The organism is Candidatus Lokiarchaeota archaeon, assembly GCA_014730275.1.
Lineage (GTDB): Archaea > Asgardarchaeota > Thorarchaeia > Thorarchaeales > Thorarchaeaceae > WJIL01.
In genome coordinates this window covers 89,427-106,096 of the sequence record WJIL01000084.1, presented here as the reverse complement: position 1 = coordinate 106,096, position 16,670 = coordinate 89,427, and the positions used below count along the sequence as shown (strand labels likewise).

At 46.8% G+C, this 16,670-nt stretch carries 14 protein-coding genes; 6 read left to right on the top strand and 8 right to left on the bottom strand.

The features are described 5' to 3' along the window. Positions 1 to 656: 656 nt before the first annotated feature. A complete protein-coding gene (locus GF309_09865; protein MBD3159082.1) occupies positions 657 to 956 on the bottom strand; it encodes a hypothetical protein in 300 nt (99 codons plus the stop codon). Positions 957 to 1,467: 511 nt separating this feature from the next. On the opposite strand from GF309_09865, the gene GF309_09860 reads away from it, so the two are divergent. The 3 genes from GF309_09860 to GF309_09850 all read left to right on the top strand — a co-directional run bounded on the left by GF309_09860 (position 1,468) and on the right by GF309_09850 (position 3,601). After that, positions 1,468 to 2,823, top strand: a complete 1,356-nt coding sequence (locus tag GF309_09860; GenBank protein ID MBD3159081.1) for a hypothetical protein — start codon at positions 1,468 to 1,470, stop codon at positions 2,821 to 2,823. 164 nt (positions 2,824 to 2,987) lie between these two features. Then, a complete protein-coding gene (locus GF309_09855; GenBank protein ID MBD3159080.1) occupies positions 2,988 to 3,218 on the top strand; it encodes a hypothetical protein in 231 nt (76 codons plus the stop codon). After that, positions 3,215 to 3,601, top strand: coding sequence for a hypothetical protein (locus GF309_09850; GenBank protein MBD3159079.1), 387 nt, complete (start codon positions 3,215 to 3,217; stop codon positions 3,599 to 3,601). The genes GF309_09855 and GF309_09850 overlap by 4 nt, the downstream gene beginning before the upstream one ends. Before the next feature lie 699 nt (positions 3,602 to 4,300). On the opposite strand, the gene GF309_09845 is transcribed toward GF309_09850, so the two are convergent. Then, positions 4,301 to 4,897 carry a hypothetical protein gene (locus GF309_09845; GenBank protein ID MBD3159078.1) on the bottom strand — a complete coding sequence of 199 codons (597 nt, stop codon included), beginning with the start codon at positions 4,895 to 4,897 and terminating at the stop codon, positions 4,301 to 4,303. Between the two features lie 38 nt (positions 4,898 to 4,935). Further along, complete coding sequence (locus GF309_09840) at positions 4,936 to 5,850, bottom strand: IS5 family transposase (protein ID MBD3159077.1); 915 nt, start codon at positions 5,848 to 5,850, stop codon at positions 4,936 to 4,938. 111 nt (positions 5,851 to 5,961) lie between these two features. On the opposite strand from GF309_09840, the gene GF309_09835 reads away from it, so the two are divergent. After that, positions 5,962 to 7,233 carry a cation diffusion facilitator family transporter gene (locus tag GF309_09835; protein ID MBD3159076.1) on the top strand — a complete coding sequence of 424 codons (1,272 nt, stop codon included), beginning with the start codon at positions 5,962 to 5,964 and terminating at the stop codon, positions 7,231 to 7,233. A 3-nt stretch (positions 7,234 to 7,236) separates the two neighbouring features. On the opposite strand, the gene GF309_09830 is transcribed toward GF309_09835, so the two are convergent. From GF309_09830 to GF309_09810, 5 genes are all read right to left on the bottom strand, one after another. Then, a complete protein-coding gene (locus tag GF309_09830; protein ID MBD3159075.1) occupies positions 7,237 to 7,977 on the bottom strand; it encodes a 4Fe-4S dicluster domain-containing protein in 741 nt (246 codons plus the stop codon). A gap of 4 nt (positions 7,978 to 7,981) precedes the next feature. Further along, entirely contained in the window at positions 7,982 to 9,673 is a 1,692-nt protein-coding gene (locus GF309_09825; GenBank protein MBD3159074.1) for an FAD-dependent oxidoreductase, read from the bottom strand. A 66-nt stretch (positions 9,674 to 9,739) separates the two neighbouring features. Continuing rightward, a complete protein-coding gene (locus tag GF309_09820; GenBank protein MBD3159073.1) occupies positions 9,740 to 11,128 on the bottom strand; it encodes a class II fumarate hydratase in 1,389 nt (462 codons plus the stop codon). A gap of 23 nt (positions 11,129 to 11,151) precedes the next feature. Then, positions 11,152 to 12,048: a 2-oxoacid ferredoxin oxidoreductase gene (locus GF309_09815; protein ID MBD3159072.1), complete on the bottom strand. Its 897-nt coding sequence runs from the start codon at positions 12,046 to 12,048 to the stop codon at positions 11,152 to 11,154. Next, on the bottom strand, positions 12,009 to 13,724 hold the full coding sequence (locus GF309_09810; protein ID MBD3159071.1) for a 2-oxoacid:acceptor oxidoreductase subunit alpha: 1,716 nt from the start codon (positions 13,722 to 13,724) through the stop codon (positions 12,009 to 12,011). The genes GF309_09815 and GF309_09810 overlap by 40 nt, the downstream gene beginning before the upstream one ends. 292 nt (positions 13,725 to 14,016) lie before the next feature. Here GF309_09810 and GF309_09805 point away from each other — a divergent pair, with 292 nt between their 5' ends. After that, a complete protein-coding gene (locus GF309_09805; GenBank protein ID MBD3159070.1) occupies positions 14,017 to 15,699 on the top strand; it encodes a thermosome subunit in 1,683 nt (560 codons plus the stop codon). Between the two features lie 89 nt (positions 15,700 to 15,788). Next, complete coding sequence (locus GF309_09800) at positions 15,789 to 16,652, top strand: hypothetical protein (GenBank protein ID MBD3159069.1); 864 nt, start codon at positions 15,789 to 15,791, stop codon at positions 16,650 to 16,652. Positions 16,653 to 16,670 lie beyond the last annotated feature (18 nt).

Sequence of the window (16,670 nt, the reverse complement as noted above, 5' to 3'; positions counted from 1 at the left end):
GTATCACATCAAGCACTGGATACCGGTTCCAAATCGCTTCAACGGACAGCTGCTAGCAAAGGATTTAGAGCGCTTGGAGTGGGACTACGTCAGGAACGGGGTCATGGGCGACCCTTCTCTTGACTGGCTGCTTGCTGTGAGGGTTGCAGAGTTCTGTGACCTGTATGACAAGGAGACCGTCATCCTGACACGGTTCCTGGTGGAAGCCGACAATCCTGTCCATTGCCGCTTTGCCCGAATCGGCGCCATCATGCACGGGTCTGTTAGCGCTCTAGATCCACCTCAGCATCGCGAACGCATTCTTCGCAATCTCTGGCAATACGAACAGGTTGGGGATCTGCCGTTCCAAGAGTCATCACGGCGTGCTTTTCAGACGACTGGCCTGACCTGTGGGAAGTCCAAGATGAGCTCATGTCCTTGAACCGTGCGTTTCAGCAGCCGCTTCGAATCCGCGGTGATAGCCCGGTCAACAAGTGGCTTGACCTTGACCGGTACTTCCCTACCTTCTCCAATACCGACAACCGGCTGACAAACCGATGGCGAAGCACCCATGATCTCTATGGTTCACGCGGCTGTGATACCAAGTGCTATTCCTGTATGAACCGGTGCATGACCAATCCACGAGTATGGGGAGTGTGGGTCTTGCTTCTACATCATCAAGCAATCGGAAATCCTCCCAAGAGTAGTGTTTCCCGTTCGCTTTCCCGGCAACCGTTGAGCGCCTCCACAAGCTCCGGATGTTTCAACATCTGGTTAGAGTGGATCACTTTGGCCAGCGAGGACCAGATACGTATCGAATCATTTAGAATCCTATCACAGATTGCTCGGACCACGTCCTTGTCGTCCCGCAGCCACTCTAGATACCTGAACAGCAGAATCTCATCGGTGAGGTATTTCTCGGTCCTGATTCTGTGTTCTCCGACTATATGATTCTCGAGATGGTACTTGAACCTCATTATGCTATTAGCTGCAAGGGGTACCTAAGGGAAGGATCAGCGATAGATGCTGAGAATTGAGGTATTGTTTCTCTGAGGTGTTCACCAAATCTTGGCAACTCTAGGTGCAGCACGAGTCATACTTTCGGTCTGCTCACCTCGGATAGTAGTAACGGTGAGCTGAACACCTCGCCGGAGCTCGGTGCTTACACCCCCGCCTATTAACCTCGTCTTCTACGAGAGTCCTCGTTTCCAAACACACGTCACGGTCACCAGTGCCACGCCACTCTAAAGCGATATCTGCGAAGTGGATGTTTCTTTTTTGGTGTGGCTTCCAGCGTTCTATCGAAAGAGAAAGAAAATGGGTTGTTCAGATGTATCTTGGACACAGTCATCTATTTGTGACTTCTGATTAGTGAAAGACACCTTCATTCTGTGTCTAGTTTGTTCCAGCCTGTTTATCTCATTGACCAAACATTTTTGGTTGATTGTGGAACACTATGATAGAGAGACTGAGTGGGAGAGTGAAATCGTGAGCAACGTAAACCAAATCATGGAGAAGATCCGTTGGATCAACCCAATCCATGTGATAGTACTAGTAGGAGTCTCTGGGGTTCTGGTACTCTTCTTCCAACCACTTGCGGAACCGAGCGAGGTGGGGGAATTCGTGTCAACTCTTTACGCAGTAAACCTTACAGGCAATATCTTGACATTTGGAGTTCCATTTATGATTGCTTCTGTCATATCATGGAACACAAAGAAAGCCCATAATTCCATGGCCCAAAAGGATGCATCATTGCATCATCGTATTCGATGCTATGTAACGAGATATATCATCGCGAACACCCTAACGTTCCTTTTCATGGCTGCAGTATGCATTTGGGGATTCTCATCTGCATCTGCAAATCCAGCACATCTTCCAGGTATAATTCTTGCCTGTATGGGGATTTCACTCATCCTTAATGCATTCACATTTTTCATTGCCATTGCTGTTGATTCCCCTTTTTACACGATCTGTGTGACTACTGGAATCTTTGTCTATTTCTCGTTTTATCATGGCTACTCAGCTCTTTCAGCTACTGGTGTGGCGTCATTATATGCACCATATCATCTTTTTAGGTTCTTGGCCATTTTTTTAACTGGATATGAGTTCGCCAACGAGTCAGTAATGGAGAATTACCTGGGAGTGATTGTGCAACCTATCAATCTTCTCGGACCATTGCTCACATGGTCCGTTGTATCCATAGGAGGTATAGCACTCTCGGTTATCCTGCTTAGAAACTCCATGGAACGATGGGTTCATGAGGACACGACCTCGAGAGGAAAAACAGAATTCACCCAAACACCAACAGTGGAAACAGTCCCTTCCATTGAAAAACGGCAGAAAATAGCATCTATAGCCGTCATTCTGCTATTTGTATCCACTGCATCCTTCAATCTCTTCGTTAACAACCCACCTGGAATCCCGGAAAGCATGTATCTCTATCAGAGTCCAGAAACCGGGGAGGCTATCACTCTTGGTTCTTGGACGTATAACACCGTTGAAGTTTCGGCGACACAGATATCTGAAGCAGAAGGGTGGACACTCAAGGTTACCATACTTGATTGGGGAGAATATGACGGGGGAGAAGGGCTCCGAATAAGATACGGATTTCTCATGTACAGTCTCTCAGACTTTGCAGCCTTGAACAACTCAGAAAAAGAGGATGTCATGACCTCCATGACATGGGGCATCACCCCAGAGCGTCCATCCACAGGAACTGGCGTCCATTGTCAACTGGATGGAGCAGGTACCTATCTCTGGGGGGTTAGGATAACTGACGATTCAAATGAAAACGCATCATATGTTGTTTCTGCGAGGATTGAGGTGTATCTGAATCCAGAGTGAACTCTTTGTTGGTTCAAGAGGGGCAGACTTAGACAGTATCTATTCAAATCAAACAAAATCGATATACTTAATGGTAGAATAGGGCGTATTTTAGGTGTGGTAAAGGGGTAGTTGTGTAAACAGGATTATGAGGAATTGCCCATTTTGCCTTGGAGAATTTCAGAATGTTAGCGAAAAGAAGAAACGTAAGAATTTTGTTACCTCTAATGGTTGCAGTAATTGCGATTTCATTTCTTGTTGCACCAGTTGCTGCATCTTTCGGTGGCAGTGATACCCCTGCATTTGCGGCAGGCGAAACACTCGGAGGCCATTTCGCAGAATCTGGTGTTGATTTGACCGATGGTGAATGCACTATACGACAGATAAGGCATATGTCGCGGGTGTTGCGACAATGACAGAGGAAATCAGCAACAATTGGAAAATCACTGCTGATTGGGACATTGAATACGAATTGAAGGCTAAATGGTGGGGTTGTATTCGAGTAGAAGTATGGTATTCGGTTCGTGACAGCTCGGGTGGCTGGGTATGGGGTTTTCAGATATGGTATGATGAATGTAAATCATATGGGACCTCCTGGGTAACGGAAAGGGGTACCTATAGTGAGGAGTCCGACCAAGGTTTCGGTCAAGATCTTGACGATGGAAAGACATACAGATTCTGTGTTGAACTTCGCGTCAAAGTAGTTAACGGGGGAGCAGTCATGGCACATAGCTACTATTCCGATAGTAATCCAGTTAAACTGACAGTCGACGAGATATCTTGGGGGTACCTTGTCTAGTATTCTATATTCTCTTCAAGGTTGCTGATCGGCAACTTTGAAGTCTTTCTTTTTTGGAGCCTGTTCTTGTTTAGAATTTTGTGAGAATATCGAATGTTACTTTCAGAGAACGTTTTTCATATGTGTTCTAGTCCAATTCCGAATCCCATATGCCTACTAGAATTGAGAAGGTAGACAGCACGAGGTCAAAGAACACTGCGGAGGTAAAATTGGGCTTGGTACTTTAACTCAAATCTATGTGATTACATTATAAGCATAGTTTCTTTCTTCTAACTATTGTATTGAAAAAGGTAAAAAGCACAACCATAGACCTAGTCCAGGTTATCCTCAGCAAGGACAATGTGATGCTTGCAAAGCTGGGGCAAAGGTTCTAGGTTGAGGGCTCTTTCATATCTCAATATATTCGTAATAAGGAAATAACCTAGATTGAAAACAAATGCAACAAAAACGGTTCACGGGTACGAGAACACTACCTCCCCCCCCGAGACAAAACTAAATGAAATATGTTGAGGATGGAGGTACTGCTTTTGTGAGGTTCCCTCTCAAATCTTGGCAACTTTAGGTACCGCACGAGCTACATTTTCCGTCCGCTCGCCTCAGACAGTAGTAGCGGTGAGCTATGGAAATTACTTGTGCAGTCTGGAACACATCTGAGATTGGACAGCAATAAATACGCTGAAATTCCATGTTTCATCCACACTACAATAGTCTGCTGCTTGTTAGAAGTAATTCAAAAATACCGAGAAACAACCCTATGCTGATATACAGGGCTGTAAAGGATAAATAGATGAGCAATGATTTACTGTAAAGAGTTTTTATCTGTATAAAAATACTGGTAAGAGAGGATAAAATGGAGGCGAATCCCACTCCAACAGCAACGATAAGTGACAAGAAAGTTAAAGAAATTTGAAGTACTATATCTCTACTCAAATTGGGAGCGAAGATTTTCAGGACTTCTTCTAGAACCTGAGGAGACAAAAGACGAAGAAGAATTGAGACAAAGAGAATGAGTAGTTGAAGGAGAGCCGTGGAATAACTCTGGGCTAAGAAGAGTTCAGTACCTATAATAATCAATACTCCACAAATTAATGGAAGAAAAAAGACCGATTCAAGATTTGTGGAGGAAAACAGCAGAAAATAAGAGAGGGGAATCATTGAGACTCCGAGAAGAACCCCTCCAATATAGCCGAACAGAGGATCCTGACCTCCTCCCAATAGTATCGAACGAAGCTCTCCATAGCGATCTGAAACGTAATAGGAATGAAGAACTTGAACTAGACAAAATCCTACGCCCAAGTATAAAGATATCCAGATTCTCGGCTCTGTAGAAAAAGTCACCTCCCGGCACACTCCAAGAAGTTGAGTCGCTCGATATTGTGAAGGACCACCTTGATCAACAACTCGCGACGTTGTTCTCTGAATCCTCGTGACCCCAGACGCTCCGTGAACCTCACCCTCATCATCCCAAACACAGTCTCCGCCAGGCTCCTCGTTCCATACTCATGAACCCGCTTCCACTCATCAGGATCAGAGCGATATTCACTGATCAACTCCTTGTATCCTCGATGTCCTCGGGATCGAGCTCGCAACCTCTTCTTTGGTTCAATAGCTGGGTATGCACCAAGGTCATGGATGAACTGGACGTTCTGTCGTGAGATGTAGGCCTTGTCCCCGTAGACAGTCTCAAGTCTTCTGCAATCCACCCTCCTCACAAGAGAGGCCAGGTGTTTGGCATCACCACCTGGTCGTGCACTCACTCTAGCTGCGGTGATCATCAGGGTGTCGGTGTCAACGGCGTTGTGAAGGGCATGGAAACGGCGTTTCCGTGTTCTCTTGAACCGGAAGGTCATCCACTCGCCACCGGACGAGTGAGAGAACCCAGAAGAATCTACAGCAATCGTCTTTGGAGGAGAACGCTTGTTGGCAAGGAGCTGGTACATCTGATGGAGAAGCTGGGTGTCCAACCGCCTCACTGCCTTCTGGAGGAGGGAGAAGTGAGGGACTCGCTCAAGTCCAAGTCGCTGGAGCAGGAGTGTGTTGAAGGTGAGAGTGGCAATGAAGTCACGATATCCAAGACCAGTGTCAAACTTGAGCCCGAGGAGGACAAAGAGAGTGGGAAGGGGAAACTCAACAGGACGTCCATGCTGGGATCTCGTATCGGGAATGGTATTGCAAAGGCTCATAAGCTCATCAAGGAGAAAGTGATAGCGGCGAGCTTTGGCCGCGTTGTATGAGACATCGTAGTGCATGAATCATGTGACCGGGCCGGTTCGCCTCTTAATTCGTGTATTATTCTACAGAACCTCGGATTACCAAACAGTTATGCGTACCTTTTGTCAGACTAGAACAGGGTTGCTTTGATGAGCAATGTTAACCAAGGTGAGGAATCCGATCCGGGAGAAAGATTCGCTAAGGGACAGAAGGTTGCACTTGTTTCTCTTGTTGTAGTTGCATTCCTCGCGATTATGAAAGGAATTATCGGTTTTCTCTACGGTAGTATCGCATTGCTCGCAGACGCAGTGAATTCATTCTCAGATATTCTGGCATCAGGTCTTGTTTGGTCAGGTTTGAAACTATCTCAAAAGAAGCCTACTGAAAGATTCCCATATGGATACTACCGGGCAGAGACTCTGGCATCCCTTGTCGTTTCTGCCCTCATTACCTTCTCGGGAGCAGAGATATTATGGCAGGCAGCAAAAAGCATTTTCGCGCCGGTTTCAGTTCCTCTTGCGATCCCTCCCTTGGCAGCAGCAGCTGTTTCAATGATACTGTATTACGCACTTTTCAGATACAAGAAGCGGGTTGGTTCGCAGATTGACAGTAGGGGCCTGTTGGCAGATGCGAAACATTCACTCGCAGATGTAGCTGCGGGGTCCATAGTATTCGCAGGTATTTTTCTTTCAGGAATAGGATATCCAATTGCAGAGATACTCGTCGCCATCTTGGTAGGACTCATCGTAGTAAAAGAGGGGCTCGAGCAAGCAGGAGATGCTGTCCTGTATCTTATGGATGCGTGTCTCAATCCGGAAATGGTTTCCAAAATGCGCGAGCTTGCAACCGACGTTGAGGGTATCACGGATGCTCACGATGCGCGTCTCCGCAGGACGGGTCCAGTATACTTCGGCGAACTCCATATTACCGTCAACAGGAATCTCAATATAAAACAAGCTCATGCACTAGCAGATCAAGCAGAAGCAAGAATCATGGAAAACACTGAGAGCCTAGAAAATGTTACCATCCATATTGACCCAACAGAAGAAGCAGTCCATCGCATTGGAATTCCAGTCTCTCAACGCAAAGGTCTAGATTCAAGAGTATCTCCACATTTTGCAAAAGCCCCATACTTTGCAATCGCACTAGTTCGAGAAGATGAAATCGAAAGCACCAGGTTTGTCAAGAACCCAGGACACGAACTGGAGAGAAGGAAAGGCATCAAAGCAGTTGAGGCTCTTGAATCAGAAGAAGTGGATACCATGATCTGTGGAGAGGTTGGAAAAGGGCCATATGAATTGCTCACCGCCAAAGCGGTAAAGCTATTCCGAGCTCCACCGGGTGGAAAGACGGTCCAAAGCCTGCTCGATATGTTTCTGTCAAGGAATCTTGAGAAGATTCAGGGGCCTGATACCGCTTAGATTTCACTCAATACTTTCGCTCTTTATTTTGCGAATCGCACCACCAGGTGCAACCCCTTTCGGACACGCTCTCACACAGTTCATAATCAGTTCACAAAGGGGGGCCCCATGTTCTTGCTTTGCAGCTTCCAAGTATCGCCTACGCTGAGTCAATCGGGCGTCATCATAGAACCGCCAAGCTTTTGCAAGGGCTGCTGGGCCTACATATTCCTCCTTTTCATGATTAACCGGGCACGCTCCAAAGCAAATAGCACACATTATGCAGTGAACATATCTTTCGATACGTTTCCGATCTTCGGGAAACTGGCTACGCGCTTCATTTCCGGGTTGGGGTTCAGCCCACAATTTTAGCTCCTCAAGCGCATCATAAAATTTGGACAAGTCTACGACCAGATCCTTGAGAATAGGAAAATTTGGAAGAGGTTCAATCAGAACTGACCTTTCGGGGTCCCAACCTGCTGGTATATCAGTTAGCGGCGGGAAGTCGTGTAGATTCATACTCAAATCACGAATCTCCTTAACTTGGGTTCCACAAGCCAAGACAGGCATTTTGTTTACGAGCATTCCACAGCTTCCGCACACTGCACCTCTACAACCGTATCGAAACGCGAGCGATGGATCCATTCGATCTTGAATCTGGAATAGCGCATCCAAGACAGTCATTCCTTCAGATACTTCAACTTTGTACACATCATAGTGGGTGATTTCGCCGCCTTCTCTGCTTCTAGCAATTCTGAATAGCATGATTCTAGTCCTCCACCTCGAATAGCCCCAATGTCACATCGCGATAATCAACTTCTAACCCCTCATCAGTACGCAGAATTATAGAGTGCTGAAGATACTCTTCGTCATCGCGCTCAGGAAAGTCTTCTCGATAGTGAGCTCCTCGACTCTCTTTCCTCATAAGAGCACCTTTTGTAATAGCCTCAGCAACGTCAATCAAATTCTCTAGTTCAAGGGTGCGTATCAGTGTGTAGTTGAATCGCTCGTCCATATCGCCTAGAGCTATTTCATTGAATCTCGATTTTAGTTCCTTAATCCGCGACAAAGCCTTCTCAAGATCATCGCCGTTTCGAAAGACTCCCACTTTCTCATCCATCGTCTCGTTCAGTTCGTCCCGGATTTCAGCTGGTGGTTCTCCACGCTCTCCCAACATCAATCGCTGAAGCTTCTGTCGCATTTCAAATGCGGCGTCATCCACTGCATCCTCTTTCGTATCATCCAAGCCATCAAAATCCTCGGCGATGGTCTCACCCACAATTCTCCCAAAAACGAGTGTTTCGAGAAGTGAGTTTCCTCCTAATCTATTCGCACCATGAACACTCATACATGAACACTCGCCCACAGCGTATAGGCCTTCAAGTGGACTACGTCCAAAGCGATCACAGTCTATTCCACCCATGGAATAGTGATGGGCGGGCTCTACTGGAATAGGCTCTTCAATGGGGTCTATCCCGGCAAACGTCATGGCGATTTCTCTGATACCCGGAAGCCGCTCTTTGATCTTTTCTGCACCGAGATGTGTCAAATCAAGATGGAGAAAGCCCCCTTCTAGACCGCGACCTTCCTTGATTTCTGTTAGGATCCCTCTGGAAACAACGTCTCGCTCAGCAAGTTCCTTCTGTTCTGGAGCATATTTGTGCATGAATCGTTTTCCCTTAGAATTAATCAGATAAGCGCCCTCACCACGAGCTCCTTCCGTGATAAGTATGTTAGAGCTGTAACGAGATTCCGAGGTGCCTGCAAGAGTTGTAGGATGGAACTGCACAAATTCCATATCTTTCAGTGATGCCCCGGCTCGCAATGCCAGTGCTATGCCATCTCCGGTATTTATTATCGAGTTTGTGCTTTTTTTGTAAACTCGGCCATACCCACCAGTCGCAACAACAAGGGCTCTTGCCGCGAATCCCTCTACTTTGCCGCTAGCCAATTGGAGTGCTGTTAGTCCAATTGCACGGTCTCGTTCAGTCACAATTGAAGTTACGAACCACTCGTCGTAGATTTTGACCCCTTTGCGAAGAGCTTGTTCGAAGGTCGTGTGAAGGAGATTATGACCAGTTCGATCAGCAGCATAACATGTTCGGGGATAGCGCTGCCCCCCGAATGGTCGTTGGGCTAATCTCCCGTCTTCGGTTCGCGAAAAAACTGTTCCCCATTGCTCATTCTCTATAACGGCTCTTGGAGCTTCTTTTGTCAGAAGCTCGACTGTATCGTGGTCAGCCAGAAAATCGGAGCCTTTGATGGTATCATAGGCGTGGTCGCGCCAAGAATCTTCTTCTCGTATAGCTGCATTGATTCCACCCTGAGCAGCAACCGAGTGAGATCTGAGCGGATGTACTTTACTTAGGACCGCAACGTCATAGTCATCTACAAGTTCTATTGCACTTCTCAGCCCTGATAGACCTGCACCAATAATAAGAATATCGTGTTCTTTGACCATTCCTCTCCATCCCGTTGCGTCTAGCATATCCATAACTCGCTTATAGGAGCTTTGCAACCGATAGAGCTACACCATTTCCTTGAAATCAAGGATTTCATCAAGATTTCCATTGATTTCTAAATCCATTTCTTCGAGTGTTTCACGGATTGTCAATCCCCTGCTGAGTGCTGTTTTGGCGATTTCAGCTGCTCGATCATATCCAATGAAAGGCGATAGACGTGTAACAACCATCAAGCTACGATCAAGAAGCTCCTCGATTCGTTTTTCATCGGCTTTCAGGTCAGCAAGGCAATTCTTGGCAAATGAGCGAATGCCGTTTGACAGAAGCTGTATTGAATCTAGAACGTTGTGAATAATAAGCGGCTTGGCAACATTGAGATCCAGAACGCTACCAAAGGCTTCTCCAAAGCTGATAGCATGGTCGTTTCCTAGTACTTGACCACATACCTGAATCAATGCTTCTGACTGGGTAGGGTTGATTTTTCCGGGCATTATCGAGCTACCAGGCTCATTTCTTGGGAGCTGGAGTTCTCCAAGGCCCGCCCTTGGACCTGTTCCCATCCATCTGATGTCATTGGCCATTTTCAGACAAACCAGAGCCAATGTTCGCAAAGAGCCACTCAATGATACAACCTTTGTATGAGAAGCAATGTCGCTAGCTTTGTTGTCATCTTCTTTGAATTCGAAACCCGTGAGATCTTGAAGATGCCTGGCTGCCTTCTTTGAGAATATCTTCGAGGAATTGATACCGGTACCGAGAACGGTTCCTCCAATGGGGACTGAAAGAAGATTATCCGATGCAGACATGATTTCCGCTCTTGTCGATTTCATCTTGTCGCGGTAGACGGAGAATTCAAGAGAGAGTGGAATTGGAACAGCATCTTGGAGGTGCGTCCGGCCAACCTTCACGATACCTTCAAACTGTTGGATTTTCCTTTCCAGAGTCGTTATCGCGAAATCCAAAGAAGGTTCAAGATTATCATGTATGTCAGCAATTACTGCAAGATGCATTGCTGTAGGAATCGTGTCATTCGAAGACTGGCCCATATTGACGTGGTCATTCGGATGAACTGGTGCTTTGTTTCCAAGAGGGTGACCGAGAATCTCATTGGCTCTGTTGGCCAACACTTCGTTCACATTCATGTTGGTCTGTGTGCCGGATCCAGTTTGAAAAACATCAATGGGAAACTGGTCTCTCAGATGCCCATCCAAGACATCATCAATCGCTTTTAGCAGGGCTTGAAACCGCTCTTCGTCTATTTGTTCCAGATTATAATTCGCTAGGAGACAAGCCTTCTTGACTATGACAAGAGAACGGATAAACCGCTCTGGTAAACGACGGTCGCTGATTTGGAAATTGTGAATCGCTCGCTGGGTGTTGCTACCCCAATATGCATCATCAGGAACCTCAACCTCGCCGAGTGAATCAGTTTCGGTCCGTGTTTCCTTCACCATGACAGGTCACATCAATACTTAGATTAGACTAGCATTTCGTCAATTATGTTTTGAATTTCTTCACGGTCGTTGGTATGGTCTCTTAGGCGTCCTTCAGGAAGCTGTAATTCCTGAACGAAATGGGTTTTTTCTTGCTTGTAGAACACTCCAGTGGGAATACGGTCTCCGAACTCGAATGATTTCTCAAGCGCGGCTGTTTTGCTCTTGTTATCATAGTCATCCTCAAGCTTGTATACCCGTTCTCTGAAGAAATCCCAGCCCCATTTTGGATTAAAAACCACACATGGTTGCATAAGCTCTACCAAAGCAAAACCAGGATGCTTCACAGCATCAACTATCAGCTCAGTCAACTGCTTGATGTCCCCCGCGAATCCTCTCGCCACAAACGTAGCGCCGCCAATCAGAGCAACACCTAGCGGATTGACTGGATCCATGGGAACACCGGTTGGTGGTGGCGAGGTTTTACTAACAAATCCGTGTGGTGATGTTGGTGAGTACTGCCCTTTGGTTAGACCATACACGCCGTTATTGTGAAGAAGACAAGTAATGTTCACATTTCTCCGTGCAGCATGCATCAGATGACCGAGACCTTCACCAAGCAAATCTCCATCTCCCCCATGCACGATGACCTTCAAGTCAGTATTGGCTACATGGGCACCTGTAGCAACCGGAATGGCCCGCCCATGAAGTGTGTGGAATCCATTAAGATTGATGAAATGTGGTGTCTTCCCTGATTGTCCAATGCCAGATACTAGGAAGAATTCATGCTTGGAATTACTAAGTTCCATGACAGCTTGCTTCAGTGCTCTCAGAATACCGAAGTTGCCACAACCTGGACACCACTGGATTTCCTGCGGTGGTTCCAAATCCTCTCTTTCAATCATTGTACACCAACCTCCTCGAGCTGTTTGATAATCCATTCTGGCGTCATCGGACGCCCGTCATATTTGTTAATCTCTTCATCGACACTCAACCCCGATTCCATCCTGACAAGCTTCGCGAACTGTGATGTAGCATTCTGTTCAACGGATATGAGTTTCTTTGCCTTTTCCCAGATTTCTTTCAATGTTTCCGTTTTGAGAGGGTACAGATAAGCAAAATGAAGCTGATTAATAGATATGCCATCCTGCGACAAACGCTGCATTGCCTCATAAGCGGCTCCCCAAGTAGACCCCCAAGTTAGCAACGTGTAGTCTGCCTTCTTATCGCCGTAGACTTTGGGTTCTTCCAATTCATCGAGTATCCAAGGTAGTTTGGCTAATCGTTTCTCAACCATGGCGTTTCGATTATCTGGGTCCTCAGAAATGTGTCCAAATTCGTTATGTGTGTTCCCAGAAGCTGCAACGACAACTTCCTCATCACCAGGGAAGGCACGAGGGGAAACTCCATCATCGGTGACTTTGAATCTCTTGTAGGGTTTATCGGGCTTTTCAGCAAGTTTTCCACGGTCCATGTCAACCTCACCAATTTCTATTCTGGGGATATTCATGGTGAATTCTGCCAAATGCTGATCACCGAGCACCATCACTGGAACCTGGAATTTGTCGGCCAGACGAAAGGCATCCTTTGTGAGATAGTATGCCTCAAGAGGATCTTTCGGAGCAATCATAATCCTTGGAAACTCGCCTTGTGAGGAGTGAAGCATGAACAGCAAGTCACCTTGTTCAGTCCGGGTTGGTAAACCAGTACTTGGACCGGGGCGTTGAGCATTATAGATGACTATCGGTATCTCTGCCATACCCGCCAGTCCAACCGCTTCGACCATCAACGAGAACCCACCACCCGAGGTCGTCACCATGGATCGTGCCCCAGTATGTGAAGCACCAAGAGCCATATTGAGTCCTGCTATCTCGTCCTCGGTTTGCAGACCACCAATTTGTAGGCGCCGCGAATTCTGTATGATGAATTGGAACAACGATGTAGAGGGGCTCATTGGATAGGCTGAAATCCACTTCAGGTTTGCCGCCATAGCCCCAAGCGCAATAGCTTGGTTTCCAGTTACCAGTAATCGGTCTTCGGAAGGACCTTTCTCAACGCTACTGAAATCGTGATCACAGCGTTGGGCAAGTTCACCTTTTACTTCTTCATACATTGTTCGTGCTACTTTGACGTTACCTTCGACCACGCTTTCACCCTTGTCACCAAAGATATCTGCTAGTGCGTTTTCCGCCAACGAAATCGGCATTTTGAGAACGGAAAGCAATGCCCCCAGAGCAGCAGCATTCATCATACGAACGTTGCCACCAACCTCTTCTGCCGTCTCTTCGAGTGGCAACGGTAAATGACACCTCTCACACTCTTCAAAACCAAGCGATTCATCGAAGATAATGACCCCCCCTTCCACAAGGCGATCTCTCTGATTGATAATGGCGTCCTTCGTTAGGGCGATTATCACATCTACGCCATGTACTGGAGCATGAACGTGCTCATCAGAAACACGAATTTGCGTGAAATTGTAACCCCCTCTAACGCGTGACATGTAGTCCTTTATGGTGAACGTATAGAGGCCATTCTTCACAAAAACCTGTGCGACCAAATCTCCGATAGTATTGATTCCCTGACCAGCCGCGCCACCTATGTTGAAACTTAAATCCATACAGAAAGAACTCCGTCTCGAAAGAACATTTTGATATGTACCACGCTGGCTTTGCTTATTAGCGTGTTCGTACCAAGAATTGTTTGTTCAAAGACCTATTCCTAAACGAATAGCCTTTCTTTGGCCAGAAGGAAAGTGGATAGTGGGTAAAGCAAGCTTTAAAAACTGAAATGTACCGTTGGAAATCAGCAAGTACATCGCGAAGCGCATGTACAGTTTTGTCAACCGAAACTTCAGGCATTCTGTGGTGCGCTTTCGTACGTAAATAGAAGACAAAATAGAGGTATAAGAAATGGCACAATTGAGTGGCACTCCAGTACTAATTTTGAAGGAAGGTACCTCGCGAACTCGCGGCAGATCCGCGCAAGAAAACAACGTCAATGCAGGCAGGATTATCGCGGAGGCGGTCAGGTCAACCCTTGGCCCACGCGGTATGGACAAGATGCTGGTTGACTCGCTTGGTGATGTTACAATCACCAATGACGGTGCATCGATTCTCAAAGAGATAGATGTCCAGCATCCGGCTGCGAAGATGCTTGTAGAGGTCGCTAAGAGCCAAGACCAGGAGACTGGTGACGGCACAACGACTTCTGTTGTGATTGCGGGTGAGCTGCTGAAGAGAGCACAGGACCTTCTAGAGAAGAATATTCATCCAACCATCATTGTTGGCGGATATCAGAAGGCAGCAGAGAAAGCTACAGAGATTCTCAATGAGATTTCAGTATCCATGGAAGGGATGGACAAGGAGATTCTGAAGAAGATTGCTTCCACATCCATGAACAGCAAATCCATTGTTGGAACTAAAGATCACTTTGCCAACATCGCTGTCGATGCGGTTCTTCAAGTGAAAGAAGAAGTTGACGGCAAGACTGTCGCTGACATTGATATGATTGAAGTCATCAAGAAGCAGGGCAAGAGCCTACTCGAGACAGAGCTCGTAGATGGTATGGTAGTGGACAAAGAAGTCGTCCATGCAGCCATGCCCAAGAAGGTCGAGAAGGCAAAGATTGCGCTGGTCAATGCACCCATCGAGGTCGAGAAGACCGAATTCGATGCTGAAATCAAGATTGATAGACCTGATCAGCTCAAGCAATTCATTGACGAAGAAGAGCGCATGCTCAAGAAGATGGTCGACAGAATCATTGAGACAGGCACCAATGTCCTGATTTGTCAGAAGGGCATTGATGACGTTGCCCAGCACTACCTTTCCAAGGCAGGCGTCTTGGCGATTCGCAGAGCCAAGAAGAGCACTCTAGAGAAGCTTGCCAAAGCTACAGGCGCAAACGTTGCTAGTAGCTTGGATGAACTTGACGCAGACGCGTTAGGTGAAGCTGGCATTGTCGAGGAAGTCAAGATTGCTGACGACAAGCTGGTCTACATCAGAGAATGCAAAGACCCCAAGGCAGTTTCCATTGTCATTCGTGGTGGTACCGAGCATGTTGTAGACGAGGCCGAGAGAGGCCTTCACGATGCTCTCTGTGTTGTGAGAAACGTCGTTGAAGACAGTACATATGTCGGAGGCGGTGGAGCTCCAGAAGCAGAGATATCCAAGAGACTTGAAGCCTACGCAAAGAAAGTTGGCGGTCGTGAGCAGCTTGCTATCGAGGCATTCGCTGAGGCACTCAGAGTCGTACCAAAGACTCTAGCCGAGAATGGCGGTCATGACCCAATCGATATCATCGCTGACCTCAACAAAGAACATTCTGGCAAGGCAGGTATCTGGGCAGGAGTCAACGTACTCAAAGGCGAGATATCTGATATGCAGAAAGAAGGCGTTATCGAGCCTGCTCGTGTGAAGCATCAGGCCATTCGATCCGCAGCAGAAGCTGCCCAAATGATACTGCGAATTGACGATGTCATCGCAGCCAAGGCCACAGAGGCTCCCGCTGGTCCACCCGGTGGAGGCGCTGGCGGCATGGGCGGCATGGGCGGTATGGGTGGCATGGGCGGCATGGGCGGCATGCCTCCGATGTGATAGTTTAGTACAAAGCTAATTGAAATGAAGAGCAAGGAGCCCAGCAGGGCTCCAACCTCTACTTTTTCTTTTTTCGAGGAGAATAGCCCGTGACCACAAGAATACTGATTTCCGGCGTTAATCCGTTTCGTTCAGGTAAGACGACATTCACGATTCAACTTGGTCGGTTCTTGCAGGAGCAAGGAATCAATCCAGAATACTTCAAACCAATAAGTGGTCATAGCTACTGGTTTCATCATGATCACACCAAAGATTGTATTGAGCAAGGCGAGTTGTTCTCACTAGATGCCCGACGTGTGAGGGATGAACTAGGATCCAGTTTCCCTGTCACGGTCACAAATCCGGTGCATCGTATGTTTGCTCCAGCAATCATCGACAAACCGGGGAATCTACCATTTACTTCTCTTGCATTGGCAGGATGGGATTCGGTATTGGTGTTGCAGCGTTTCACCAAAGATAATGATGGAAAACCACAATCAAGCGTAGTTGCTGCTACTGAGCTTATTGAAAATGGGACAACCGTGATGAAATCCGATACGATGGAATCTTTAACCCAGAATTGTGAAATTGTACCCATATCCTCTCTTAAAGAGGTAAGACAATACGAGCAACAACATTTTGAGAGCTGTGTGGAAAGCTGTTTTCAAGCAATAGAATCTAAAGCTGATGTTGTAATCATTGAATCATTCAACAATTCAATATGGCCATGGGAGCAACTGAAGAAGGTAGACCAAGTGTTTGTTGTTGGGCCTGCACAAGCATTTGAATATGATCCAGAGAAATTCAGCAAAGCAGCTTTTTTGATGAAAAGAGGTAACGAACCGCTTCGAGAAGTTACGATGAATCGAGTTGATGATTTGCTGACCCCGGTAGAACGCGTTGATTTGTTACCCAACAAGGGACTGAATGCTGAAGACTTGCACAGAATTTCAATAGTCACAAGAAAAGATTAAACATAGCCAGTATTTCTG